Source organism: Pseudomonadota bacterium (assembly GCA_039193195.1).
Taxonomy (GTDB): Bacteria; Pseudomonadota; Gammaproteobacteria; order Steroidobacterales; family JBCBZW01; genus JBCBZW01.
Genome location: JBCCWS010000020.1, coordinates 1 through 23,904 on the forward strand (window position 1 = coordinate 1; position 23,904 = coordinate 23,904).

Consider the following 23,904-nt stretch of genomic DNA (forward strand, 5'->3'; position numbering starts at 1 on the left):
AGTGGAGCCGATGAGCATGTCCGGGCGGTCCACGGACTCGTGCATCCGAATGACTTCCGCCTTGGTCGGCGGGGCAGCAGCTGGCGCCGCCGGCGCCGGCGCGGCCGCCGCAGGCGCAGGAGCCGGCTCCGCCGCGGGCGCCTCGCTCTTGTCGACGCGGTACTTGGTGATCTTCTTGGCGATCTTCACGGCCATGATGTCTTCCTCGAGTGTCGGGGCGGCCCAGCCAGCGGCATGTCGCTGCGGCGGGCGCCTACCTTGAATGCTGTGTCAGTGGGGCCGGGCCGAGGCGATGCAAGAACGCATCTCCGCGCGCCGCGGCCGGTCGCTCAGAACTTCCCGTAATACCCTTCCTTGAGGGCGTCATAGAGGTTGGCAGCGGTGTGGGTCTCGCCGTCGTACTCCACCTCTTCGTCGCCGCGCAGGCGCACGGTGGAACCGTCCTCGAGGGTGAACTCGTAGCACGTGTTCTTGAGGTCATCTTCCTTCACGAGTACGCCCTGGAAGGCTTCGGGGTTGAAGCGGAAGGTGGTGCAGCCCTTCAGCCCCTTCTCGTAGGCGTACATGTAGATGTCTTTGAAGTCCTCGTAGGGATAGTCCGTGGGCACGTTGGCCGTCTTGGAGATCGAGGAGTCGATCCAGCGCTGGGAGGCGGCCTGAATGTCCACGTGCTCGCGCGGGGTGATCGCATCGCTGGTCACGAAGTAGTCGGGCAGGGCCGTCTCGCCCTCGCCGTCCGGCATCGCGGCGGGGTTGATCAGCGCGCGATAGGCGAGGAGCTCGAAGGAGAACACATCCACCCGTTCCTTGGTCTTGCGGCCCTCGCGGATCACGTTGCGAATATAATGGTGGGCGAAGCTCGGCTCGATGCCGTTGCTGGCATTGTTGGCGAGCGAAAGCGAGATCGTGCCGGTGGGCGCGATCGAGGAGTGGTGCGTGAAGCGAGCGCCCACGTTCGCCAGTTCGTCCACTAGCTCCGGCGCGATGCCGGCGACCTGCTGCATGTAGCGGCTGTAGCGGGCGTGGAGCACGCGGCCCGGCACCTGATCGCCCACGCGCCAGCCGTCGCTCGCCATCTCGGGGCGCTTGGCCAGCATGTCGGCGGTGACCTCGAACTGCTGGTTCATGATCGGCGCGGGGCCCTTCTCGCGGGAGAGCTCGAGGGCGGTCTGCCAGCCGGCCAGGGCCAGCTCCTTGGAGACCTCCTCCGTGAACTCCAAGGACGGCTTCGAGCCATAGCGCATGCAGAGCATGGTGATGGCGGAGCCCAGCCCTAAGAACCCCATGCCGTGGCGACGCTTGGCCTCGATCTCATCGCGCTGAGGCCCCAAGGGCAGGCCGTTGATCCCCACCACGTTGTCCAGCATGCGCGTGAACACCTTGACCACTTCGCGGAAGCCGTCCCAATCGAAGCGCGCCTGGGGCGTAAAGGCATCGACGACGAAGCGCGTTAGGTTCACGGAGCCGAGCAGGCAGGCGCCGTAGGGCGGCAGGGGCTGCTCACCGCAGGGGTTGGTGGCGCGGATGTTCTCCGTCCACCAGTTGTTGTTCTTCTCGTTGATCCGGTCGATCAGCACGAAGCCCGGCTCAGCGAAATCGTAGGTGGAGGTCATGATCAGATCCCACACTCGCTGCGCGGGCATCTGCTTGTAGACCTTGCACGCCACCAGGCCCGCATCGTTGCGGATGTACTTGTCCGCCGTGGGCCACTCGCGCCACACCACCTGATCGGGATCGTCGAAGTCGAGGCTCTCGAACTCGGGGTCCTTCTCGCTCACGGGGAAGGCGAGCTTCCAGTTCTTGCCCTCGCGCACGGCGTTCATGAACTCGTCCGTGATCAGGAGCGAAAGGTTGAACTGGCGCAGGCGGCCGTCTTCACGCTTGGCGCGGATGAACTCGACCACGTCCGGGTGACCCACGTCGAAGGTGCCCATCTGCGCGCCGCGGCGACCGCCGGCGGACGACACGGTGAAGCACATCTTGTCGTAGATATCCATGAAGGATAGGGGACCGGAGGTGTAGGCGCCGGCGCCCGAGACGTAGGCGCCGCGCGGGCGCATGGTGGAGAACTCGTAGCCGATGCCGCAGCCCGCCTTCAGCGTAAGCCCGGCCTCATGCACGCGCTCCAGGATGTTGTCCATGGAGTCGTGGATGGTGCCGGACACGGTGCAGTTGATCGTGGAGGTGGCGGGCTTGTGCTCCTGGGCGCCGGCGTTGGAGAGGATGCGGCCGGCGGGCACGGCGCCGCGGCGCAGGGCCCAGAGGAAGCGCTCGTGCCAGAGCTCGCGGCGGTCTTCCGACTCCACTTCCGCGAGCGCGCGAGCGACGCGCTTGAAGCTGTCGTCGAGGGTGTCGTCCACCGGCTCGCCGGTCTTGGCCACCAAGCGGTACTTACGGGACCAAATGTCCTGGCTCGCGTCTTGCAACGGGATCTCGGTCACGTCGCGCTCAGGCAAGGCTAGTTCGCTGCTCATGTATCCCCTCAGTTTCCCCTGGTGCACTGCCCACATAGCGACGGGGGCAGGTTGGCATCGGCGATCGCGACGACCTGCATCGCCCGCTCGGACCCCATATTGTGTGGTTAGATGGCTCGCTCACCACTAGATCTAGTGGATGACTTTAGGTTATGTGTGCGAGACCCATCCCGTCAAGTGGAAATCTGGTGAGCTATTCCGTGGATAGATCCGCCAATAAGTAGAGGGGAAACAGACAGATAATCCGCAGTGATTAATTTTCGAGCGGCCGTGTTTTCGGTGGCTTGTGGATATGCGGTGCAGCATGTCCTGCCCCTACATCTTGTGCCCGCCCGCCCCTTGGAAACCCCAGTGCCAACCCATACACCACTAGGCACTTCGCGCAGGGGCCGCCAAATCGGTTCCGTCAGCGCTTGAAATCCGAAGCCAAAGCCATAGGTCAAGCTTCACCGAAACAACCATCTCGCTGAGGGGAACACACCATGACGATCCTTCGCTACCAGCAGCCCTGGACTCTGATGCACCAGCTGCAAAACGAACTTGAGAACGTGCTCGACGCGCGCGTCCCGCGCTACCACGCAAGCAACACAGACACCGCTGTCAGCGCCGACTGGGTGCCGGCGGTCGACGTGAAGGAAGAGGACGAGCGCTTCGTTCTGCGCGCGGACCTGCCGGGCGTCAAGGCTAAGGACATTCAGATCACCACCGAGAGTGGTACGCTGACCTTGAGCGGCACCCGTGAGACGCGCGGCGAAGAGGAGGCCAAGGGCTTTCGCAAGGCCGAGCGCGTGGCGGGCCGCTTCTACCGTCGCTTCAGCCTGCCGGAGACGGCGAACGTGGAGCAGATCGAGGCCACCAGCACTGACGGCGTGCTCGAAGTCTCGATCCCGAAGCAGCCGCAGGTGCAGCCGCGACGCATCGACGTGCGCGTACAGTAGGCCCGCGCGGCGGGCGGATGCCTAGCGGCCGAGCCCGGCGGGCCAGGCCGCCAGCTCTGCCCGCCGACATATCGCGACTGTCAGTGCCTAGCACGGACATGTAGCCCCACGAGCCCGGTTTACCGTAAAGGTTGCCGGGTTCGTGCCCTAGATGGGCACAGGAACCTTGACGGTCGCCAGCGGTCATTGATGATCACACAGAGTGTGTTTTGCGCCGGTTGACTCCTATAAGCGCTCGGCGGCGAACGCTACCCGTACAGACCCAAGGCTGATGCTCACGCAACCATGGCGTAACGGCGAGCATCGCCAGCTCTTTTCCTCAAGGACCCACTAACGAGGCGCCGACCTATGCCAATCACCCGTTCTCCCCTCATCTCCGTCGCCTGCGCGGGCGCAGCGCTGACGGGCCTGCTCACCGCCGGCGCGGTCTCCGCTGCCCTCCCCGTAGCGGTGGACGGGCAGCCGCTGCCGTCCCTGGCGCCGATGATCAAGGAGGTCGCCCCCGCCGTGGTCAATATCGCCACGGAAGGTACCGTGGAGGCGGAACAGCCCGGTGAGGATTCGCCCTTCAACGATCCGTTCCTACGCCGCTTCTTCGGCAATCCCGGTCAGCCTCAGCAGCCACGGCCGCAGCGCAGCCTAGGCTCCGGCGTCATCGTCGACGCCGCTCAAGGCATCATCGTGACCAATCACCACGTGGTGGCTAGCGCCGACGAGATCACCATCAGCCTCTACGATGGCACCGAGCTGTCGGCGACGCTGGTCGGCAGCGACGAGCCCTCGGACATCGCAGTCGTACGCATCGAAGACATGGAAGGCGTCGCACTCTCGCAAGTGTCGCTGAGCGATTCCGACGTCCTCGAAGTGGGCGACTTCGTGGTGGCCATCGGCAACCCCTTTGGTCTCACCAGCACGGTCACCTCCGGCATTGTCAGCGCCCTCGGCCGTTCCGGCGTGAATATCGAGAGCTATGAGGATTTCATCCAGACCGACGCCTCGATCAACCCCGGCAACTCCGGCGGCGCCCTCTTGAACCTGCGCGGCGAGCTGGTCGGCATCAATACGGCCATCATCTCGCGCAGCGGCGGCAACATCGGCATCGGCTTCGCCATCCCCATCAATATGGCAGGCACGATCATGGACCAGATCCTCGAGTACGGTGAGGTGCGTCGCGGCCTGCTCGGGGTGAATATCTACACCGTGGACTCGGCGGTCGCCTCGGAGATGCGCTTGAGCGTGAACAACGGCGCCTTGGTCTCTGACGTGGTGCCGCAGAGCGCGGCCGACCGCGGCGGCATCCGCGCGGGCGATGTGATCGTAGGTGTAAATGGCGATGCGGTAGACTCCGCTGCCGAGCTGCGCAACATGATCGGCCTCATGCGCCCGGACGACGAGGTGGAAGTAACTCTGGTCCGCAAGGGCAAGGAGCGCACCGTCAAGACCCGTCTGGGTTCAGCGCAGCCGGTGGAAGAGCCGCTGCAGGCGGCCACCCTGCACGAAGGCCTCGAAGGCGCTGAGTTCTCCAACATCGACGACGACATGCCAGAGTTCGCGAGCGTCGAGGGCGTGCTAGTCACCTCCGTGGTGAACAACAGCCCGGCCGCCGTTCGCGGCCTGCGCGCTGGCGATGTGGTCACCACCGTCAATAGCCAGCCGATCACCGACATCGACGAATTTACCGACGCGGCCTCGGGCGCTAACGTACTATTCCTGGAGGTCGTCCGAGACGACCGCACGCGCCTCGTGCGCATCGGCTAGGCCGCCGAGACGATCGCGGCCACGGCGTGCACGGTGCACGGCACGTTGCCCGCCTGGCGCCCCCGCACCACCGCAGGGGCGTCGAGGCGGGGGCAGCACAGGGAGTCCGCTCGTCATGGATCGCGCGCGATCCTCTAGTTTCCGCCTCGCCGAACCTCGGCGACGCCACCAATGCGGTATCTTCACGGCCCTTCTCATCTGCCTTAGCGCACCCTTAGGTGCGGCGGCGCAGAGCGGTCCCGACCCCGTACTCACCCTGCTTGAATCGCCCGAGCTGCAAACGCAGCGCGCGGCCTTTCGTCGCGCCCTGCCTAAGGCCATGCGCGGCGAGCGCAGCGCCCTCGAGGAGGTGTCGGCAGACTACCTGCTCTACCCCTACCTAGAAGCAGCTTGGCTCGGCGCTGACCTAGATTCCCGCGGCCCGCGCGATATCGCGGACTTCCTCGGCCGCCACGGCGAGGCCCTGCCCGCACGCCGCCTGCGCTACCGCTGGCTCCTGCATTTGGCCAAGCAGGAGCGCTGGAGCGAGTACCTCGCCACGTGGCGCGGCGTAACACGCCCCGACGTCACCTTACGTTGCCATCAGCTCAGCGCACGCCTCGACTCTGCAAACCCCAATCTGGCGCAGATCGAAGACGACGCACGCACCCTTTGGCTGGTGGGGCACAGCCAGCCGGACGCCTGCAACCCCGCCTTCGCTTGGCTCGCCCGCAACGGCATGCTAGGCCTGAACCACTACCACGACCGCGTACAGCTGGCGTTGAAGTCCCGCCAGCTGGGCCTCGCCCGCTACCTCTCGCGCAAGGCCGGACCGCGGGCCCAGGCACGCGCCGCCCGCTGGACCCAAGCGACCGAACAACCCCGTCAGGCGCTGGCGCGCGCGGACGCCATCACCCTCGCGGCGGACGATCCCCAGTGGCTCTACCTAGCGTTCGATCGCCTGGCCGTACGCTATCCGGGCGAGGCGGCCGAGCATCTGGCGCGCCTGCGCGCCGAGGGCGCCCTGACCCGCGATCTCGACCACCGCATCGAGCGCCGCATCGCCCTGTCCTTCGCCCGTGACCTCGCCCCGCAGGCGGCTGGCGCCCTCGACTCCCTCGCCTATTACGATCTGGAAACCGCGGCTTGGCGCGGCCGCACGGCGATGCGGGCCAACGATTGGCCGGCACTCATCGACGCGATCAAGTTGCTCCCCGACGCCGAACGCACCAGCGTCAAGTGGCAGTACTGGCAGGGACGCGCCCTGCACGGCCTTGGTCGGACCGAGGATGCCGTAACCGTATGGACCGCCGTGGCTCGCGACCGCAGTTACCACGGCTTTCTGGCCGCCGATCGCGCCGGCAAGCCCTACGCTTTCGCCCACGCCGAGGCGGTGCCGACGCCCACCCTGCGCGCTGCCCTGCTCGACAGGGACGCGCTCCGCGAGGCCCTGGAGCTGTGGGCCACGGGGCAGCTCAAGGATGCGCAAGCCCAGTGGACCGATCTCATAGGCACGCTCTCGCGCGACCAGAAGCGCGAGGCTGCTCTGATCGCCGATACGTGGGGCTGGCACCCGAGCGCAATCTCCGCCGCAGCATCGGCACGCCTTTGGGACGATCTCCACCTGCGCTTTCCCCTGCCCTGGGTACGCAGCTTCGATCAGTGGGCCGGTCAGAGCGGCCTGCCCACGCACTTCACCCTTGGCATCGCTCGCAGCGAAAGCCTGTTCTCGCCGGAGGTCGTGTCCAAGGCCGGTGCCCTCGGGTTGATGCAACTGATGCCCGCCACGGGCAAGGCCGTCGCCCAGCGCACGGCGAGCGCCGGCTATCAGAATCGCCAATCGCTCTTCGACCCGCAGACCAACATCGCCCTCGGCACTACCTACCTGGCCGACGTGCTCGGCCGCCTAGATCAACATCCGGCGCTCGCATCCGCGGCCTACAACGCTGGTGAACACCGAGTGTACGCCTGGCTGCCGCGGGAGCGACCGCTGGATGCAGATGCCTGGGTGGACAGCGTGCCGTTCACAGAAACGCGTCACTACGTGCGCCGCGTGATGATGGCCAGCATCATCTACGACTGGCGCTTGAGTGACCCGGCAGGAGTGAGCGACAGCCCTCGACAACCCCTATCCACGCTGCTCCCCCCCGTCCCGACCCGCGACCAGCTGAAGCGACCTTAGGCGCTACGCCGAACACAGACCTGACCCGCAGGGATCGCTATAATTCGCTCCCGCTGGCGCCCGCATCGCGCCTGCGCGACCCGACGTTTCACCCAACCGCTTGAGATCCTATGACCCGAGCAGATTCCAACGCGCCGCGTCCGCGCATCGCCGTGCTTGGCGGCACTGGCTTCATCGGCCGGCACCTGCTGCCTCGCCTGGTGAGTGACGACTGGGAAGTGACCGTCATTACCCGCTCCCGCGCCCGCCATCGTGACCTCCTGGTCATGCCCACAGTGCGGCTGGTGGAGGGCGACGTACACGACCCACGCGTGCTAGAGCAGACCCTGCCGGGGCACACGGCGGTGGTGAACCTCGTCGCCATCCTCAACGAGAAGGGCGATGACGGCCGCGGCTTCCATCACGTACACGTAGAGCTGACACGCAAGCTGATCGCCGCCTGCCGCGCGAGCGGCGTTGGCCGCCTGGGCCAGATCACCGCTCTGAAGGCCGATGCACACAACGGGCCAAGCCACTACCTGCGCAGCAAGGGCGTCGCCGAAGGGTTGTTGCGCGAGGCGCACGGCGCCGATCTGGCCGTTACCTTGTACCAACCGTCGGTGGTGTTCGGACCGGGGGACTCGTTCATCAACCGCTTCGCGGATCTGCTGCGCTTGCCCGCGCCGTTCATGCCGTTGCCCAAGGCTGACGCACGCTTCGCACCCGTGTACGTGGGCGATGTGGTGGAGGCGATCGCCAGCTCGCTGCGCGACCCCGCCACCTACGGCAATACCTATCAACTCTGTGGACCGCGCGTGTACTCCCTACGCGAGGTGATTCGCCTCATCGCCGACACGCTGGAGATTGACAAGCCCGTGCTGGCCCTGCCCGACGGCATAGCCCGCGTGCAAGCCAAGATCATGGACTTCCTGCCCGGCAAGCCCTTCAGTTCGGACAACTTTCGCTCACTCTCAGTGCCGAGCGTGTGCGATGCCGATGGCCTCGGGCGCCTAGGGTTGCAACCGGCCTCCATGGAGTCGATCGTGCCGGGTTACCTGCGCGATGCGAAGCGTACCCCGCTCGATCAGTACCGCGACGAGCGGCCGAACGCGGACTGACCGGCCGCCGCGCTGGGCGCATCGTCTTGCGAGGCGATCGCAAGCAGGCGCTGCAGGCTCGCTCGACGCACCTGCGGCGGCTCGTCCGCTAAGGCTTGCACGGCTGCGTAAAACGCCCCGAAATCCCCACCCGCCTGTCGCATCAAGGCGGAGAAGGCAGGCACCCAGCGGTGGTAGGTAGCCACCGACGCCAAGCGCGCGTTATTGAGCGACGCAAACCACGCGTCGTAGCCCGCGTAGCCGCCCCACGCGCCGTCCCGCACGACGGCATACTCCTGGTGCAGGCGCTCGAGCGCGGCCTGCTTGGCCTCGGCACGGGCATCGTCATCCAGAGATTCGTCCGCGTACACCGCCTGCAAACGCATGCGCCCGGTCAGCACTAGGCGATTGAACGCCCGCGCCCGCGCCTGCCGCGTGCGATAGCGCTCCACCTCCTGCGCCGGCCGCTCAGTCGCCGCGAACCAGCGCCGTACCCCCTCCTGCGCCACGTACGTGGCGAAAGCCTCGTTGAAGGCGCTGTCGCCCTTTACGTACAGCTTCTGGTGAGCGAGCTCGTGGAAGATGAGATTGGCCGTGCGCGCATCGGTGTAGCCGATCATGGTGTCGAGGAAGGGATCTTCGAAGCGCCCCAGCGTGGAGTAGGCGGCTACGCCACCGACCACCACCTCGTAGCCGCGTCGTTCGAGCTTGTCTGCCAAGCCTCGGGCCTTGCGCTCCTGGTAGTAGCCCTTGTAGGCCAAGCATCCGACGAAAGCGAAGCACCATTGCTTGGGCGCGATGGAGTACTCGGGAGCTGCCACCACGTTCCACACCACGTAGGGCCGATCGAGTTGCGCGTAGCTGCGGTAGCTCCCGTTCTCTGGCAGCCCCAAGGCAGAGCTCGCAAAGTCCCGCACCTCGAGCACGAGGGTGAGGTTCTCGCGCAAGCTAGGGTCGAGGGCAGGGTCATCGAGCAACGCTTCGATCTCCACCCGCTTGCTCATCACCGACAGATGGCCGCGCACGGCCTGGGCGTAGAACGGCAAGTTCGTGCACCCGCCCACCGCGACCAGCAGCCCTAGGAGCAGACCTGCGCTCAGCGGACGGTGTGAAACCGGGGGGAGTCGGGGTTGGATCATGGCGGGGGTCATCAGCCTTTCGATACCATCTCACGCATGGAGTTTTATCAGGTTGGCGGTTGTGTGCGCGATGACTTGCTCGGTCTTCAGGCCGGCGATCGCGACTGGGTGGTCACCGGCGCCACCCCCGAACAACTGCTCGCCGAGGGCTACCGCGCCGTCGGCCACGATTTCCCCGTCTTTCTCCATCCCCAATCGCACGAGGAGGTGGCGCTCGCCCGCACGGAGCGCAAGACCGCTCCCGGATACCGCGGCTTCGACGTTCACGCCTCACCCGAGGTGACCCTCGAGGATGACCTCAGTCGCCGCGACCTCACGATCAACGCCATCGCCCGTAGCGACGACGGCGAACTGATCGATCCCTTCGGCGGCGTGCGAGATCTCCAACAACGCTGGCTACGCCACGTCTCGCCGGCCTTCGTGGAAGACCCCGTGCGCATCCTGCGCGCCGCGCGCTTCGCTGCCCGCTTCGCATCCCTCGGCTTCCGCGTCCACCCGGACACGCTGGCGCTCATGCGCGAGATGGTGGCTGCCGGCGAGGTCAGCGCCCTGGTGCCGGAGCGCGTGTGGGCCGAGACCCACAAGGCGCTCGGCACCGAGCGTCCCGATGCCTTCGTCAGCGTGCTTCGCGAGTGCGGAGCGCTCGGTGTGGTGTTTCCCGAGCTCGACGCCTTGTTCGGCGTGCCGCAGCCGCCGAAGTGGCACCCGGAGGTCGACACGGGCGTGCACATGCTGCTGGTCCTGCGCCAAGCGGCGACCCTGGGAGCACAGGACCCTATGGTGGTCTTCGCGGCGTTCTGCCACGACTTTGGCAAGGGCACCACGCCGGCAGAGAAGTGGCCCTCCCATCCTGGCCACGAGCAGCGCAGCGCCGAGATGCTCATCGCCCTGAGCGAACGCCTCCGCATACCCAACGACTTTCGTGATCTGGCCGTCGCCGTGGCTCGCTACCACGGCAACATCCACCGCGCCCTCGAGCTGCGGCCGGGCACGATCCTGCGCTTGCTGGAGCAGATGGACGTGCTGCGCAGGCCCGATCGCCTGGGGCCGATCTTGCTCGCCTGCGAGGCCGACTTCCGCGGGCGCACGAGCTTTGAGGATCGCCCCTATCCACAAGCGCAGTTCCTGCAGACCTGCGCCGAGGCGGCGGCGGCAGTGCGGTTGAGTGCGGAGCAGCGCGAGGGCCTGGCTGGGCCGCAGATCGGCGAGGCCATCCGTCGCGAGCGGCTCGAGGCCGTCAGCGCCGTGCGCCGCGCGTTCACCTCCGAGTGATAAACCTAGCAGGCAGCTCAGAGCGTCGAGAAGCCGATGCCGAACACGGCGAAGATCACCGCGCCGAGGGCGAGACGGTAGAGGGCGAAGGGCAGCATCCCGAGGCGATCCACCACCTTGAGGAAGGTGCGTATGCACGCGTACGCGGCCACGGCGGAGATCAGCGTGCCGAGCCCGAGCACGCCCCAGTCCGCGGGCACGTCGGACTCGAGCAATTCGAGTGCCTTCACCAAGCCCGCCAACGAGATCAGCGGAATGGCCAAGAGGAAGGAAAAGCGCGATGCCCCTTCGCGGCTGAGGCCGAGCATCAATCCCGCGGTGATGGTAACGCCAGAGCGCGAGGTCCCGGGAATCAGCGCGAGGGCCTGAGCCACACCGATGACGAGCACGTCGACCGGGCCGATCGCATACTCACCGCGGCGCTTCAGACCGAAGCGATCCGCCACCCACAGCAACACACCGAAGCCGATGGTGGTGGCGCCTATCACCTGGGGCGAGCGCAGATACTGCCCGATGAGGTCCATGAACAGCAGCCCGGCGATGCCGGCGGGAATCGTGCCGGCGATGACCGCCCAGGCCAGACGCGCATCGCCCTTGAGGGAGCCCCCGCTAAGGGTGCGCCACCAGGCCGCAGCCATCGTGATCAGGTCGCGGCGGAAGTAGGCGACCACCGCCACGAGCGTGCCCACGTGCACGGCCACATCGAAGGCCAGGCCCTGGTCTTCCCAACCGAGGAATGCTGGCACCAGCACCAGGTGGCCCGATGAGGAGATAGGCAAAAACTCCGTCAGGCCCTGAACGAGCGCCAGGACGACGATTTGCAGCAGATCCAAAGCGCCTCCTAGGGACGGTGGGTTGGGCGAGCGCCGGCGCGTCGCGCAGGATAATGCAGCGCGCAACGAGTTTCGAGACCACCGAGGGTCAACGGGCGCTCGAGCGCCCTAAGGTTCGACGCAAATCTGGCCCCGCCAGGCCGGGCAGCGGCTCGCTGAGGCCGCGGCCGAGGGCCATCACCCGAAAGCGCTCCCCCATGCTTCCCGGCAGCAGCAACTGGCGGCATGCGCTCGCCACCTGCAAGCGTGCCGCCTCGCTCACGGCAGATGCCATGGCGGCGCTGGCGAGGGCGTCGATGCCGTTGCCGAGCAGAAACCCCGCCTGAGTGGTGTAGCCCGTCAGATCTAGGGCTAGGGCGGCCGCGCCCCGTGCGACGGCGCTGAAGTCGACCCAGGCGGTCAGATCCTGAAGACCGGGCAAGTGTAGGACGTCATCATGGGCGCGGTGGCGGTAGTAGCACAGGAGCGTGCCGTCGCGACGGGCGGGCGCGTAGTACTCCTGCTCGCTGAGGCCGTAGTCGATGAGCAGCATGGCGCCCGCCTCCAGGCTCGGCGCGATACTGGCCAGCCAGGCATCGCGGCGCGGACACAGCTCGGAGACGTAGCCGGCCGCGAAGGGGCGACCGAGTCGCCGCTCCAGGGCTTCCACTGCCATCACCTGATCGGGATCGGCCGCGCGCCATGCAAGGCTTAGGGCCGCCTCGCCATTTCCGCTGACACCGAGGACTTCCACCCCCGAACGCGCACCCTCGCCGCGCACGCGAAAGCGCGCGCAAGCGAAGGCATCGAGCACCTCGTTGGCGAGCACCACTCCCCTCACGGGCGACAGCGGCGGGCCGTCTAGCCACTGCACGCGATCAGCTAGGGCGCAGCCGCTGAGCCGTTCGCGCTGACGTTCACGCAAATCGCCGCTCAGCTCCACGATCAGGTAGCGCGAGGGCGGTGACGCCGTGCCGACGAGGGCGTCCAGCATCGCGCGCGCCAAGGCTCCTGTGCCGGCGCCGTACTCCACCACGGTCCACGGCTCACCGACGTCGAGCTGCGATGCCACCGACTGCGTCCAACGCGCAACTGCCTGGCCGAACAGCGGGCTGAGTTCTGGCGCCGTGATGAAGTCCCCGTCCTCGCCAAACTTGCGTGCCCCTGCGCTGTAGTAGCCGAGGCCCGGGGCGTACAGCACCAGATCCATGTAGGCATCGAAGGGCAGCCAGCCGTCACCGCGGGCATCGATGGCTCGCTGCACCCGTGCGATGACACGCTGCGAGTGAGCACGTGCAGCAGGACCCGGCAACGGTAGCTCGGAAGAGATGCTCGTAGGATTCATCGCAACATCGGGAGCGATCGAGCGAACGATGTAGGCAACTGAGAATCCTCCTCGGGCATAGCAAACGAAACGGTATGATGCCCGCTCAGCTCCCTTGGCGCGCGCAGGCGCACCGCGACGATAAAGGCATTCGGATGATGGACAAGACCGGAGATGCGAGTCTCGAACAGGACATGATGCGCACGCAACCGGGCGTCGCCTTGATCACCGGCGCCGCGCGCCGTATCGGGGCGCGCGTGGCACGGCGCTGGCATGGCGCTGGCGGCCGCGTGGCCATCACCTATCGCTCCTCGGCCACGGACGCAGACGCGCTTGTGGCGGAGCTGAACGCAAAACGTCCTGATTCGGCTATAGCTATTCGTAACAATGTGATCGAAGTGGATACGCTGCCCGGCCTCGTTGAGCAGGTCACCGACCGCTTCGGCGGCCTCGACCTGCTGATGAACAACGCCTCCACGTTCTACCCGACGCCGATGGGTGAAATCACCTCTGAGGCATGGGATGACCTTATGGGCACCAATCTCAAGGGGCCGATGTTCCTGGCGCAAGCCGCCGCGCCCGCCCTGCGGGAGGGCAATGGGCTGATCATCAACATGCTCGACATCCACGCCCGCCGCCCCCTAGCCCACCACTACGTGTACTGCGCGGCCAAAGCTGGATTCACCATGCTCACCCAGTCCCTAGCGCGCGGACTCGGCCCGCAGGTACGCGTGAACGGCATCGCCCCAGGCCCGGTCCTGTGGCCCGAGGGCGAAGACGATGAGGCCCTGCGTCTGAAGATCGTGGCGAACACTGCGCTCAAACGCATGGGGGACCCCGATGACATCGCGAGCCTCGTGCTCTACCTAGCCACTCAGGGTCACTACGTGACAGGGCAGATCATTGCCGTGGACGGTGGACGTAGCATCGGTTGGTAGGGGCTGCTCGAAAGCGAGCGCCCCACCAGCAGAGGCTCAGTAAACCTCGCCAGTCTCGCGCGCCACCTGACGCGCACGGGGCGGCGGTGGTGACTGCGGCGCTGCCTTGGCCGCCTGAGCGTCGGCCGCCTTGGCGAAGGGCGTGGTGCAGGTGCCGTTGCGCAGCACGTCCAGGGCCTCGGACAGCATCGCCTCCTGCGGGTCACCAAGGGCGCGCGTGAGGTCGTCGTTAGCGGCGCAGTCCGGCGCGAAACCATCGTAGTAGTCGCTGTTCCCAAGCGAGTTGGCGACCACGAAGCTTGCCGGGCGGAGGATCTTGTCGCAGAACTCGTAGCCGTACTGACCGATCGGTTTGCCGAAGGTTGTATCACCCACCAGTGTGACCTGACGGTAGGGCGTCACGCCATTGATCACGAGCTCACTCGCAGACGCCGTGCCCCGGGTGGTGATGATGATCAGGCTATCCAAGGTCAGCGCATTCGCCTGATCGACGAAATCGACGCTAAAGTCGAACTCCGTGTTGGCGTCGTTATGCTCACGTGAGTAATAGGTAGATCCAGCCAAGCCGCCGGCGAGCAAATCGCCCAGAAATTCGGACACGGAGATCAAGCCGCCGCCGTTGTAGCGCAGGTCGAGGATCAGCTGCGTGACCCCGGCGGCAGCGAAGTCACCGAATGCCTCCCCAAGTGCGTCGAAGGCGGGATTGACGAAATCGCGGAACACGACGTAGCCAACGGGCGTGCCGTCGAGGTCGAGGATCGTGCTGGCGGGAATCGGCTCGATCGTGACCAGGTCTTTGAACAGCACCTCGTCGGTGATCTCATCGCTGGCCGTACGCCGCGCACGCAGCTCCACCATCACGCCAATCGCATCGTCGCCGAAGGCGGCGCCAATGCCGTCGCCGGCCAGCGCATCGGCCACATCGATCCCGTTGATGCGCAAAAGCTCATCGCCCCGCGTGAGGCCCGTTGCCGCTGCCGGCCCATCCCCGAACACCTGGGTGATGAACACTCGATCCTCGCGCGTGCTAAGTCCTAGCCCTACGCCGATGAATTGGCTGTCGGAGAAGAAGGCATCGTCGGCCGCGGCGCTGCCGATGAATGAGAACCGATCGAGAGGTTGAACGCTCACCAGCTCTTCGAGCAAGGCCTCAGGGGAAGCGAAGGCATCGATATCGACGTTGCCATCGAGATCATCTACCCAGAAGTAGATATCCCGCATGACATCGAGCACGAACTGCTTTTGATCATCGTCGGAACAGCTCCCCGCCTGCGCTTCCACATCTGGCGTCGGCGCACTGGCTCCCCCGCCGCCGCAGGCCGCAAGGACGGCAGCACCTAGCGCACCTAATAGCATCGTGACACGCCGTCCACACACGATTCGTTTCATCGAGAATTCACCCCGCAATGTCGTCGCGCCTTCGCCGCCGGGACGCGAGCGTCAGCTTACGCGGCGTGACGTTCGATGCGAATGCCGACGTTGCGCGAACCGCGGATCGCACCCGGCTTGGACACGCTGACGCGCACCCAGTTCACGCCGTGATCGCGCAGGATCAGCTGAGCGATCTCCTCGGCCATCGTCTCGATGAGCTGATAGCCCGCGGGTTCGACCAACCCGATCACCGCCTTAGCCACCGCCTTGTAGTTGACAGAATCCGCTACGTCATCTGTCGCCGCTGCCTTAGCGGCGTCTACCGGCATCTCCAGATCGATGCTGACGGTTTGCTTGACCTCGCGCTCCCAGTCGTAGATCCCGATGATCGTCTCGATCTCGAGCTCTTGCAGAAAAATCGTATCCATGGACCTCCAGCCCGTGAGCAGTTGGCGGCGGCGACCGGGATAGGTCGTCTAGCCGGAACGCGCAAACATAGCACGCGCTCCCCGGGGTCAGGGCGGCGAAGCGGCCATGGCGCTGAGCTCTGCGAGGGGCCAGCGCGCCCGCACCGCCACCGATAGTGGGGCCCGCTCGCCGGCCTGCAGGCGCCACCAACCAGCATGGGCGATCATGGCGCCGTTGTCCGTGCACAGGCTGGGGGGCGGGAAGGTCACTCGGGCATCGCAGGCTGCCGCACCCCCGCGCAGGCGCTCACGCAAGCGTGTATTGGCGGCCACACCACCAGCCACGATCAGGGCATGGCGTCCCGTCTCGCTTAGCGCCCGCAGGGACTTGCCCACCAGCACATCCACCACGGCCTCTTCGAAGTCCTTCGCCAAATCCGCTCGTCCAGCTGCATCGTCTGCCGCCAGGGTTGCTGCGGCGTGCACGACGGCAGTTTTGAGCCCACTAAAACTGAAGTCCAAGCCTTGGCGTTTGAGCAGCGGGCGCGGCAGCTGGAAGCGCCCACCGGCCGCCGTCGCCGCCAGCCGCGCCAGGGCAGGACCGCCGGGGTAACCCAGACCCAGCAGCTTGGCGGTCTTGTCGAATGCCTCGCCAGCGGCGTCATCTAGCGACTCTCCAAGCAATCGATACACACCGGGGCCCATGACATCGATCAGTTGGGTATGCCCACCGGAGACCAGCAGGGCGATGAAGGGGAAGTCGGGGGCATCGGCCTCGAGCAGGGCTGCCAGCAGGTGCCCCTCCATGTGATGCACGGCGACCGCGGGCACGCCCCAGCCGTACGCCAGACTGCGAGCGGTGGCTGCGCCTACCAGCAGGGCTCCGACAAGGCCAGGCCCGGCCGTGTAAGCGATCGCATCCGGGCGCTCGAGGCTCGCCTGCGCCAAGGCGTCGCGAACAAGAGGAGTGAGCCGCGAGGCGTGATCGCGCGAGGCGATCTCCGGCACCACGCCCCCGTAAGCGGCGTGCGCCTCCACCTGGCTGTGCAGGACCTCGCTGATGACGCCGTGCCCGCCTGCGTAGACCGCGACCCCAGTCTCATCACAGGAGGTTTCGATACCAAGGACGTTCAAGGACACACCAAGGGCTTTGCAACGGAAGGGGGGCGTAGCCTACAATGCGCGGCTTTCCTGCGCTCGCCCAACGCGACGCGATGCCAACCCTTGACGAGGACACTATGCCCAGCGTTCGCGTTCGCGAGAACGAACATTTCGACGCGGCTCTCCGCCGCTTCAAACGCTCCTGCGAAAAAGCAGGCATTCTCAGCGAGTTACGTCGCCGCGAGTACTACGAGAAGCCCACTCAGGAGCGCAAGCGCAAGAAGGCTGCGGCCGTGAAACGTCACGCCAAGCGCTTGGCTCGCGAGGCCGCCCGTCGCAAGCGCCTCTACTAAGCCCCCTCCCACCACCGCCCGGGAACGCCCGTGTCTGAGACGCTCGCGCAGCTGAAAGACGACATGAAGTCCGCCATGCGCGCGAAGGAAACCTTCCGCCTCGGCGTGATTCGCATGGTGCTCGCCGCCGTCAAACAGCGCGAGGTAGATGAGCGCATCGAGCTCGACGAGCCCGCTACCCTCGCGATCGTCGAGAAGATGATCAAGCAGCGCAAGGACGCGGCAGAGCAGTTCACCCAGGGCGATCGTCCAGACCTCGCTGAGAAGGAAACGGCCGAGATCGCCGTGCTCGAGGGCTACCTGCCGCAGGCGATGAGCGAGGCTGATATCCAGGCCTTGGTCGAGCAGGCCGTCAGCGACACCGGCGCCAGCAGTATGAAGGACATGGGCAAGGTGATGGGCATCGTGAAGTCCAAGGCCACGGGCCGCCTGGACATGGGCCTTGCCAGCAAGCTGGTGAAGGCCTGCCTCAGCGCCGCCTAGGGCGCGACGCCCCTCGCCTCCCTGGCGCCTCGCGCCTTACCATCCGACCTTGTAGCACTGCGTGGCCCGCCGCCGCGCGCAGGTCATCCGTGGGCGCTCTGTTTGGCAAACCGCATTCCACAGTCCTTCATCGATGAGCTCCTGGCCCGCACGGACCTGGTGGAGCTGATCGGGCGTCGCGTGCCCTTGCAGCGCGCCGGCCACGAGCACAAGGGCCGCTGCCCCTTCCACGAAGAGAAGACTCCGTCGTTCTACGTAAGCCCGGTGAAACAGTTCTACCACTGCTTCGGCTGCTCGGCGCACGGCACGGCCATCGACTTCCTGATGGAGCACGACCACATGGGCTTCCTCGACGCCATCGAGGAGCTCGCCTCGGCCGCCGGCCTCGAGGTGCCACGCGACGCTAGCCGCCACGACGACGGCCCCTCGCAGGCGCTCTACGACCTGATGGCCGAGTGCATGAACTGGTACCGCCAGCGCCTCGCGAGCAGCGAGAGCGCCGAGCAGTACCTGGCCGGCCGCGGCGTCGACGGCGAGACCGCCGAGCACTACCTCCTCGGCTACGCCCCCGAGGGCTGGGACGGCCTCCTGCGCCAGTTCGGCACCGACGAAGCCCGTCGCGGCATGCTCCTGGACGGCGGCCTGATCATCACCCGCGACGGCGAGAACGGCGGCCAGACCCGTCGCTACGACCGCTTCCGCGACCGCCTCATGTTTCCCATTCGCGATGCCCGCGGGCGGGTCATCGGCTTCGGTGGACGCGTCCTGCAGAAGGACCGAAAGGACGCCAAGTATCTGAATTCCCCGGAAACGCAGCTCTTTCACAAGGGCCGCGAGCTATACGGCATGTACGAGATGCGCCGCACCCTGCGCAGCATCCCGCGGATCTTGGTGGTGGAGGGCTACATGGACGTGATCGCCCTGCACCAGCACGGCGTGGCCTGGGCCGTGGCCACCCTCGGCACCTCCACCACCGCCGACCACCTCACCCGCCTGTTCCGAGTCAGCGACGAGGTGGTGTTCTGTTTCGACGGTGACCGCGCCGGTCGCCAAGCGGCTTGGCGGGCGCTCAACAACGCCCTGAGCGAAGTACGCGAGGGCCGCCAGCTGCGCTTCCTGTTCCTGCCGGACGGCGAAGACCCGGACTCACTGATTCGTCAGGAAGGCCGCGAGGCCTTTGAAGCGCGCGTGGAGGAGGCGCAACCGCTCTCTCGCTTCCTCATCGCCCACCTCGCCGAGGGCCTGGACCTGGCCAGTGTGGACGGCCGAGCCCGCCTCGCCGAGCTGGCACGTCCGCTAATCGCCCGGGTGCCCGAGGGTGTCTACCGCGACCTGCTGCAACAGGCCATCGCCGAGGAGGTGGGGCTGGCCCCGGAGCGCTTGGCGACCCACCTGCCGCCGGCCGCGCCACCCCAAGGCGCGGCGCCAAATCGGCCGCGCCGCGCCGCGTCGCAAAGGCACCGCCAGCAAGGGCAGCGGGATACGCTGGTGCGCCGCGCCCTGCGCCTGGTGCTCAACTATCCGACGATCGCTGCCGATGCAGAGGATACGAGCGCATTAGCAACGCTCCCTGTGCCCGGTGCATCTCTATTGGCGGACGTGATTGAAGTTGCGCGTAGTAACCCAAATATCACGACCGCAACGCTGGTAGAGCGGTGGCGAGACGAGGAGGCGGGACGTCACCTCACAGCCCTCGCCGCCCAGCGCGTGCTACTGGAAGACGACGCCTCACGCCAGGTGGTGGGGGACGTGCTGTCAGCCGCGGCCGTAGACCTGGCCGCCTGCCTGGCAAAGATTGCCGCTGAGGGGCGTCAGCGCCGAGCGGCTGAGCTGATGCAGCGGCCAGCGGCTGAGCTGACCGGTGACGAGAAACGTGAACTGCAGGACCTGCTGAAGGCACCTCACTAGGGCGCCGAGGTCGCGACAGCGAGCCCACCAGGCCGGCGCGGGCGTTACCTGCAGGTAAGGATGTTTCACACCCAATCGGCCCCGCGCCCGACGGCGGGCTGTAGATAGACCACAAGACTGCGTCTATACTGACCGGTTTCCGTGGCTTGACCTAAACAGGCACAGAACTTGAGCGAACCTAAGCTACCGATCATTCCGGAAGACCGTCAGTCCCAGCTCAAAATCCTCATTGCGCGAGGCAAGGAGCAGGGCTATCTGACGTACGCGGAAGTCAACGACCACCTGCCGAACGACATCGTCGATCCCGAGCAGATCGAAGATATCGTGAACATGATCAATGACATGGGCATCACGGTGCACGAGAAAGCACCGGACGCTGAGTCTTTGCTCCTGTCGGACACGGTCGTGTCGGACGATGACGACGCCGCCGACGAGGCGGCCGCTGCCCTCGCCAACGTAGATGCAGAGTTCGGGCGCACCACCGACCCTGTCCGCATGTACATGCGCGAAATGGGTACCGTAGAGCTGCTCACGCGCGAGGGCGAGATTCGCATCGCCAAGCGCATCGAGGACGGCCTCACGCAGGTGCGCAACGCCCTTGCCGTCTTCCCGACGACCTACGACCGCCTGCTCGGCGCCTACGCCCCCGTGGAAGCCGGCGAGGGCCGCCTCATCGACATCATCACCGGCTTCATCGATCCGAATGAACCCGATGAGATCGAGACGCCGCAAAATCGCGGCGGTCCGAATGCTAACGGCGCCGACGCAAAAGACGCTAAAGACGCCGCTGACAACAAGGACGACGAGGAAGAGGAGGACGAGGGACCCACCGGTCCGGATCCCGTCGAAGCGCAGGAGCGTATGACGGCGATCCGCGCGCTGCACGACAAGGTACTCACTTCAATCGCCGAGAACGGCAGCCAGGCCGATGCCACGATGCAGCTGCGCAAGGAGCTTGCCGCCCAGTTCATGGAGCTGAAGCTGGCGCCGAAGATGTTCGAGGCGCTCATCGACAACCTGCGCAGCACGGTCGATCGCATCCGCTCCCTAGAGCGTCAGATCATGACCTTCTGCATTCGCCAGGCCGGCATGCCGCGCAAGGAGTTCATCGGCAGCTTCCCGGAGAACGAGACCAATCTCGATTGGATTAACAAGCACATCCGGGCCAAGCGCAAGCACTCCTCGCAGCTGGCGAAGCTCAAGGACGACATCATCCGCGCCCAGCGCAAGCTGATCGCCTACGAGCAGAAGTCCTACCTGCCGATCGGTGAGATCAAGGAGATCAATCGCCAAATGTCGATCGGCGAGGCCAAGGCCCGCCGGGCGAAGAAGGAGATGGTCGAGGCTAACCTGCGCCTGGTGATCTCTATCGCCAAGAAGTACACGAACCGTGGCCTGCAGTTCCTGGATCTCATCCAGGAGGGCAACATCGGCCTGATGAAGGCCGTGGACAAGTTCGAGTACCGCCGCGGCTACAAATTCTCCACCTACGCCACCTGGTGGATCCGTCAGGCCATCACCCGCTCCATCGCGGACCAGGCCCGCACGATCCGTATCCCGGTGCACATGATCGAGACCATCAACAAGCTGAACCGCATCAGCCGTCAGATGCTGCAGGAGATGGGTCGCGAGCCGACGCCCGAGGAACTGGCCATCCGCATGGAGATGCCCGAAGACAAGGTGCGCAAGGTGCTGAAGATCGCCAAGGAGCCGATCTCCATGGAGACGCCCATCGGCGACGACGAAGATTCGCACCTCGGCGACTTCATCGAAGATCAGTCCGTGCACTCACCGGTGGACTCGGCCACGGTGGAGGGCCTGCGCGAGACCACCCATGCGGTGCTCGCCAGCCTCACGCCGCGCGAGGCCAAGGTGCTGCGCATGCGCTTCGGCATCGACATGAACACGGACCACACGCTGGAGGAGGTCGGCAAGCAGTTCGACGTGACTCGCGAGCGTATCCGTCAGATCGAGGCCAAGGCCCTACGCAAGCTGCGCCACCCGACCCGCTCGGAGCAGCTGCGGAGCTTCCTGCTCGAGGATTGAGTCGCTCAGCAGCGACCGGGCACTCAGCGCCTGTCACCTCCAGCCGAGGTGGCGGGCGTTTTAGTCTTCGCGGCGCCAATCCTACGCCATCGGCGGCCCGCCAGGCAGCGCACGTGATAGCGCTCGCTCTTTAGGCGAGCGCCCTTGCGCACGCCGCTATCAACACTGAGAATACTGGCGTCCTTATTGGGTTACTCACAATTCCCTTAACGGTGGATACCACGGTGAAGCAATACCCACCCCCACTCATCCTCCTGACCCTAGCCCTGGGGGGCCTGCAGTGACGGATCGCCCGAAGCGCCCATTGCCCCGATCCCGCCACCGCCTGAGGCCACGCCGCCTGAAGGGAGCATCGCGTTGGTGACCTCGCTGAAGGCCAGCGACAAGTTCGGCGTACCAACGGACAGTTTCACTGCGGGCGAAGAAATCACCCTCACCCTCGAGGTGAGTAACCCGTCCTATCGGACGGTGGCCTTTCAGACCGGCCAACCGTGCGATGTGGTCATCTTCAACGCCGTGAGTAACAACCAGGTGCTCTGGCGATCGATCAACGACGGAGCGTGCGTTACCGAGATCTTCCGGGGTGAAGTCCTCCCTGGGGAGACCATCACCTTCGACGAGGTATGGCTCGGCACCAACGACAACGGTGCGCGCCTCGGCGCCGGCAGCTATCGCATCGACGCCAGTGCTGACTGGGACTTCGAGACGGTGGGCGATTCGGTAGCACGGCCTGAACCGCTGGCGATCACCCTTCTGTAACGTGCACTATCCTGGACCAGCCGGCCCGCCACCGGCTGATCCAGCACCATCGCGGCCACCAGCGCCCCCGATTCCCCGTCGCCTGGTCCGCCCCTCCATTCTCTTGGAGCGTTGGCGCGAGTCCACGCAGGGGGTACGCTTGCGTTTTTTACTGTCGGCGAAAGCTGACACTCCTAGGCGGTTTGCCCCCACGCGGCAGGCCAGGGCATCGAGAGGTAGCGCTGAGTGAGTCAGATCCAAGTAGGCATTGATGCCATGGCGTTCTACGGACCGGAATGCTATGTGGACATGGAGGACCTGGCCCGGGCACGGAACGTCGAGCCTGAGAAATTCACCCGCGGCATCGGCCAGCGCGAGATGGCCGTGGCCACGCCCTGCGAAGATACGGTCACCATGGCCGCCCTCGCCGGCCGTCAGGCCCTGCGCGCCTTCAACATCGACCCGGCCGAGATAGGCACGCTCATCGTGGGTACGGAGACGGGCGTGGATCACTCCAAGCCGACCGCCGTTTACGTGCACGAACTGCTCGGCCTACCCACGAGCTGCCGCACCTTCGAGACCAAACACGCTTGCTACGGCGCCATGGCTGGCCTCAGCACGGCGACGGATTGGATCCTGGCCGGCCGCGCCCGTGGCCGCAAAGCCCTGATCATCGCCTCGGACATCGCCCGCTACGGCATCAACACGCCGGGCGAACCGACCCAAGGGGCAGGCGCGGTAGCTATGGTCGTCTCCAGCGATCCGCGCCTTTTTGCCCTGAACACGGCACTCTCCGGCGAGTACACCCGTCAGGTGATGGACTTCTGGCGTCCGCTCTACAGCAAGTATGCTTTCGCCGACGGGCACTACTCCATCGACTGCTACCTCGATGCGCTGAGCGGCTGTTGGCACGACGCGAGCGAACACGCTGGCGATGCCGATGCCTTCGCCATGAGCCAGCTAGACGCCTGCTTCTACCACGTGCCCTTCACCAAAATGGCGCGTAAGGCCCACCATCGGCATTGGGAGACGGAGCTCGGCCACAGCGTGGAGCGTGACGCGGAAGAAGCAGCCACCATCAACGCAAGCTACAAGCAACGGGTGGAACCGTGGCTGAGTTTGAACGCCGTGGTCGGCAACATCTACACGGGCTCGCTATTTCTCTCCCTGATCGACTACCTACGCCAAGCTGACGCCGAGCGCGAGGGCAACACGGTGAGCTTGTTCTCCTACGGCAGCGGCTGCGGCGCCGCGCTCTCCGTGGCCAACGTCACCGATGGCGCCGCGCGCTACGCCGAGGCCATCGACCCCAGCACGCACCTCGCTAGCCGTCGACGGCTGTCGATCGAGGACTACGAGCGCCTGTGCGTGGCGAGCGAAGAGGCCGATCAAAACGGCACGGCGATCGCGGACCCCGCCCGCTGGGGCCTCGATGGCGGTCTGTACTACGTTGGCACGGTCGATCACCAACGGCGCTACTCCGCCTAGCGCGCGAGGCTCCTGAGGACGAACTGCGTCGGGCGGTCCGCCCGACCGGATGTGCTTCCCCTCATTGGCACGAGGTGGACGCGCCGGTGACACGTGGCTGTCATGATGGTCTGCTCC

General features: G+C 65.9%; 20 protein-coding genes. 12 read left to right on the forward strand and 8 right to left on the reverse strand.

Annotated features, from left to right (window positions below):
• Together AAGA68_15750 and AAGA68_15755 are read right to left on the reverse strand one after the other, a co-directional pair.
• Positions 1-195 (reverse strand): NrdJb (locus tag AAGA68_15750; GenBank protein ID MEM9386511.1); only part of this gene is annotated, 195 nt, incomplete at its 3' end.
• Positions 196-329: 134 nt separating this feature from the next.
• The gene (locus AAGA68_15755) at positions 330-2,474 is read right to left on the reverse strand and encodes an adenosylcobalamin-dependent ribonucleoside-diphosphate reductase (protein ID MEM9386512.1); all 2,145 of its coding nucleotides are present in this window, start codon (positions 2,472-2,474) and stop codon (positions 330-332) included.
• A 482-nt stretch (positions 2,475-2,956) separates the two neighbouring features.
• Here AAGA68_15755 and AAGA68_15760 point away from each other — a divergent pair, with 482 nt between their 5' ends.
• From AAGA68_15760 to AAGA68_15775, 4 genes are all read left to right on the forward strand, one after another.
• Positions 2,957-3,412 (forward strand): Hsp20/alpha crystallin family protein, encoded by a 456-nt coding sequence (locus tag AAGA68_15760; protein MEM9386513.1) that lies wholly within the window; start codon positions 2,957-2,959, stop codon positions 3,410-3,412.
• Between the two features lie 348 nt (positions 3,413-3,760).
• The gene (locus AAGA68_15765; GenBank protein ID MEM9386514.1) at positions 3,761-5,170 is read left to right on the forward strand and encodes a DegQ family serine endoprotease; all 1,410 of its coding nucleotides are present in this window, start codon (positions 3,761-3,763) and stop codon (positions 5,168-5,170) included.
• Positions 5,171-5,285: 115 nt separating this feature from the next.
• Entirely contained in the window at positions 5,286-7,331 is a 2,046-nt protein-coding gene (locus tag AAGA68_15770; GenBank protein ID MEM9386515.1) for a transglycosylase SLT domain-containing protein, read from the forward strand.
• Positions 7,332-7,441: 110 nt separating this feature from the next.
• Positions 7,442-8,428 (forward strand): complex I NDUFA9 subunit family protein, encoded by a 987-nt coding sequence (locus AAGA68_15775; GenBank protein MEM9386516.1) that lies wholly within the window; start codon positions 7,442-7,444, stop codon positions 8,426-8,428.
• On the opposite strand, the gene AAGA68_15780 is transcribed toward AAGA68_15775, so the two are convergent.
• A complete protein-coding gene (locus tag AAGA68_15780) occupies positions 8,395-9,558 on the reverse strand; it encodes an aminopeptidase (protein MEM9386517.1) in 1,164 nt (387 codons plus the stop codon). The two genes, AAGA68_15775 and AAGA68_15780, sit on opposite strands and share 34 nt — an antisense overlap.
• Positions 9,559-9,582: 24 nt before the next feature.
• Here AAGA68_15780 and AAGA68_15785 point away from each other — a divergent pair, with 24 nt between their 5' ends.
• On the forward strand, positions 9,583-10,818 hold the full coding sequence (locus AAGA68_15785; GenBank protein ID MEM9386518.1) for a multifunctional CCA addition/repair protein: 1,236 nt from the start codon (positions 9,583-9,585) through the stop codon (positions 10,816-10,818).
• A gap of 17 nt (positions 10,819-10,835) precedes the next feature.
• Here the strand turns inward: AAGA68_15785 and AAGA68_15790 are convergent, their stop codons facing one another.
• Positions 10,836-11,651: an undecaprenyl-diphosphate phosphatase gene (locus AAGA68_15790; protein ID MEM9386519.1), complete on the reverse strand. Its 816-nt coding sequence runs from the start codon at positions 11,649-11,651 to the stop codon at positions 10,836-10,838.
• A gap of 88 nt (positions 11,652-11,739) precedes the next feature.
• Entirely contained in the window at positions 11,740-12,975 is a 1,236-nt protein-coding gene (locus AAGA68_15795) for an SAM-dependent methyltransferase (protein MEM9386520.1), read from the reverse strand.
• A gap of 134 nt (positions 12,976-13,109) precedes the next feature.
• Between AAGA68_15795 and AAGA68_15800 the strand changes: the two genes are divergently transcribed.
• On the forward strand, positions 13,110-13,892 hold the full coding sequence (locus AAGA68_15800; GenBank protein MEM9386521.1) for a pteridine reductase: 783 nt from the start codon (positions 13,110-13,112) through the stop codon (positions 13,890-13,892).
• Between the two features lie 36 nt (positions 13,893-13,928).
• Here AAGA68_15800 and AAGA68_15805 read toward each other — a convergent pair whose 3' ends face one another.
• The 3 genes from AAGA68_15805 to tsaD form a co-directional block, all read right to left on the reverse strand.
• Positions 13,929-15,281, reverse strand: coding sequence for a S41 family peptidase (locus AAGA68_15805; GenBank protein ID MEM9386522.1), 1,353 nt, complete (start codon positions 15,279-15,281; stop codon positions 13,929-13,931).
• A 56-nt stretch (positions 15,282-15,337) separates the two neighbouring features.
• Positions 15,338-15,691: a dihydroneopterin aldolase gene (gene folB / locus AAGA68_15810; protein MEM9386523.1), complete on the reverse strand. Its 354-nt coding sequence runs from the start codon at positions 15,689-15,691 to the stop codon at positions 15,338-15,340.
• A gap of 87 nt (positions 15,692-15,778) precedes the next feature.
• The gene (gene tsaD, locus AAGA68_15815) at positions 15,779-16,804 is read right to left on the reverse strand and encodes a tRNA (adenosine(37)-N6)-threonylcarbamoyltransferase complex transferase subunit TsaD (GenBank protein MEM9386524.1); all 1,026 of its coding nucleotides are present in this window, start codon (positions 16,802-16,804) and stop codon (positions 15,779-15,781) included.
• Between the two features lie 104 nt (positions 16,805-16,908).
• Between tsaD and rpsU the strand changes: the two genes are divergently transcribed.
• The 6 genes from rpsU (at position 16,909) to AAGA68_15845 (ending at position 23,787) form a co-directional block, all read left to right on the forward strand.
• Positions 16,909-17,124: a 30S ribosomal protein S21 gene (gene rpsU / locus AAGA68_15820; protein ID MEM9386525.1), complete on the forward strand. Its 216-nt coding sequence runs from the start codon at positions 16,909-16,911 to the stop codon at positions 17,122-17,124.
• A gap of 30 nt (positions 17,125-17,154) precedes the next feature.
• Positions 17,155-17,607, forward strand: a complete 453-nt coding sequence (locus AAGA68_15825) for a GatB/YqeY domain-containing protein (protein MEM9386526.1) — start codon at positions 17,155-17,157, stop codon at positions 17,605-17,607.
• A gap of 102 nt (positions 17,608-17,709) precedes the next feature.
• A complete protein-coding gene (dnaG, locus tag AAGA68_15830; GenBank protein ID MEM9386527.1) occupies positions 17,710-19,515 on the forward strand; it encodes a DNA primase in 1,806 nt (601 codons plus the stop codon).
• A gap of 189 nt (positions 19,516-19,704) precedes the next feature.
• Positions 19,705-21,561 (forward strand): RNA polymerase sigma factor RpoD, encoded by a 1,857-nt coding sequence (gene rpoD, locus AAGA68_15835; GenBank protein MEM9386528.1) that lies wholly within the window; start codon positions 19,705-19,707, stop codon positions 21,559-21,561.
• A 360-nt stretch (positions 21,562-21,921) separates the two neighbouring features.
• A complete protein-coding gene (locus AAGA68_15840) occupies positions 21,922-22,320 on the forward strand; it encodes a BsuPI-related putative proteinase inhibitor (protein MEM9386529.1) in 399 nt (132 codons plus the stop codon).
• Positions 22,321-22,545: 225 nt separating this feature from the next.
• Positions 22,546-23,787: a hydroxymethylglutaryl-CoA synthase gene (locus tag AAGA68_15845; protein MEM9386530.1), complete on the forward strand. Its 1,242-nt coding sequence runs from the start codon at positions 22,546-22,548 to the stop codon at positions 23,785-23,787.
• Positions 23,788-23,904: the final 117 nt, after the last annotated feature.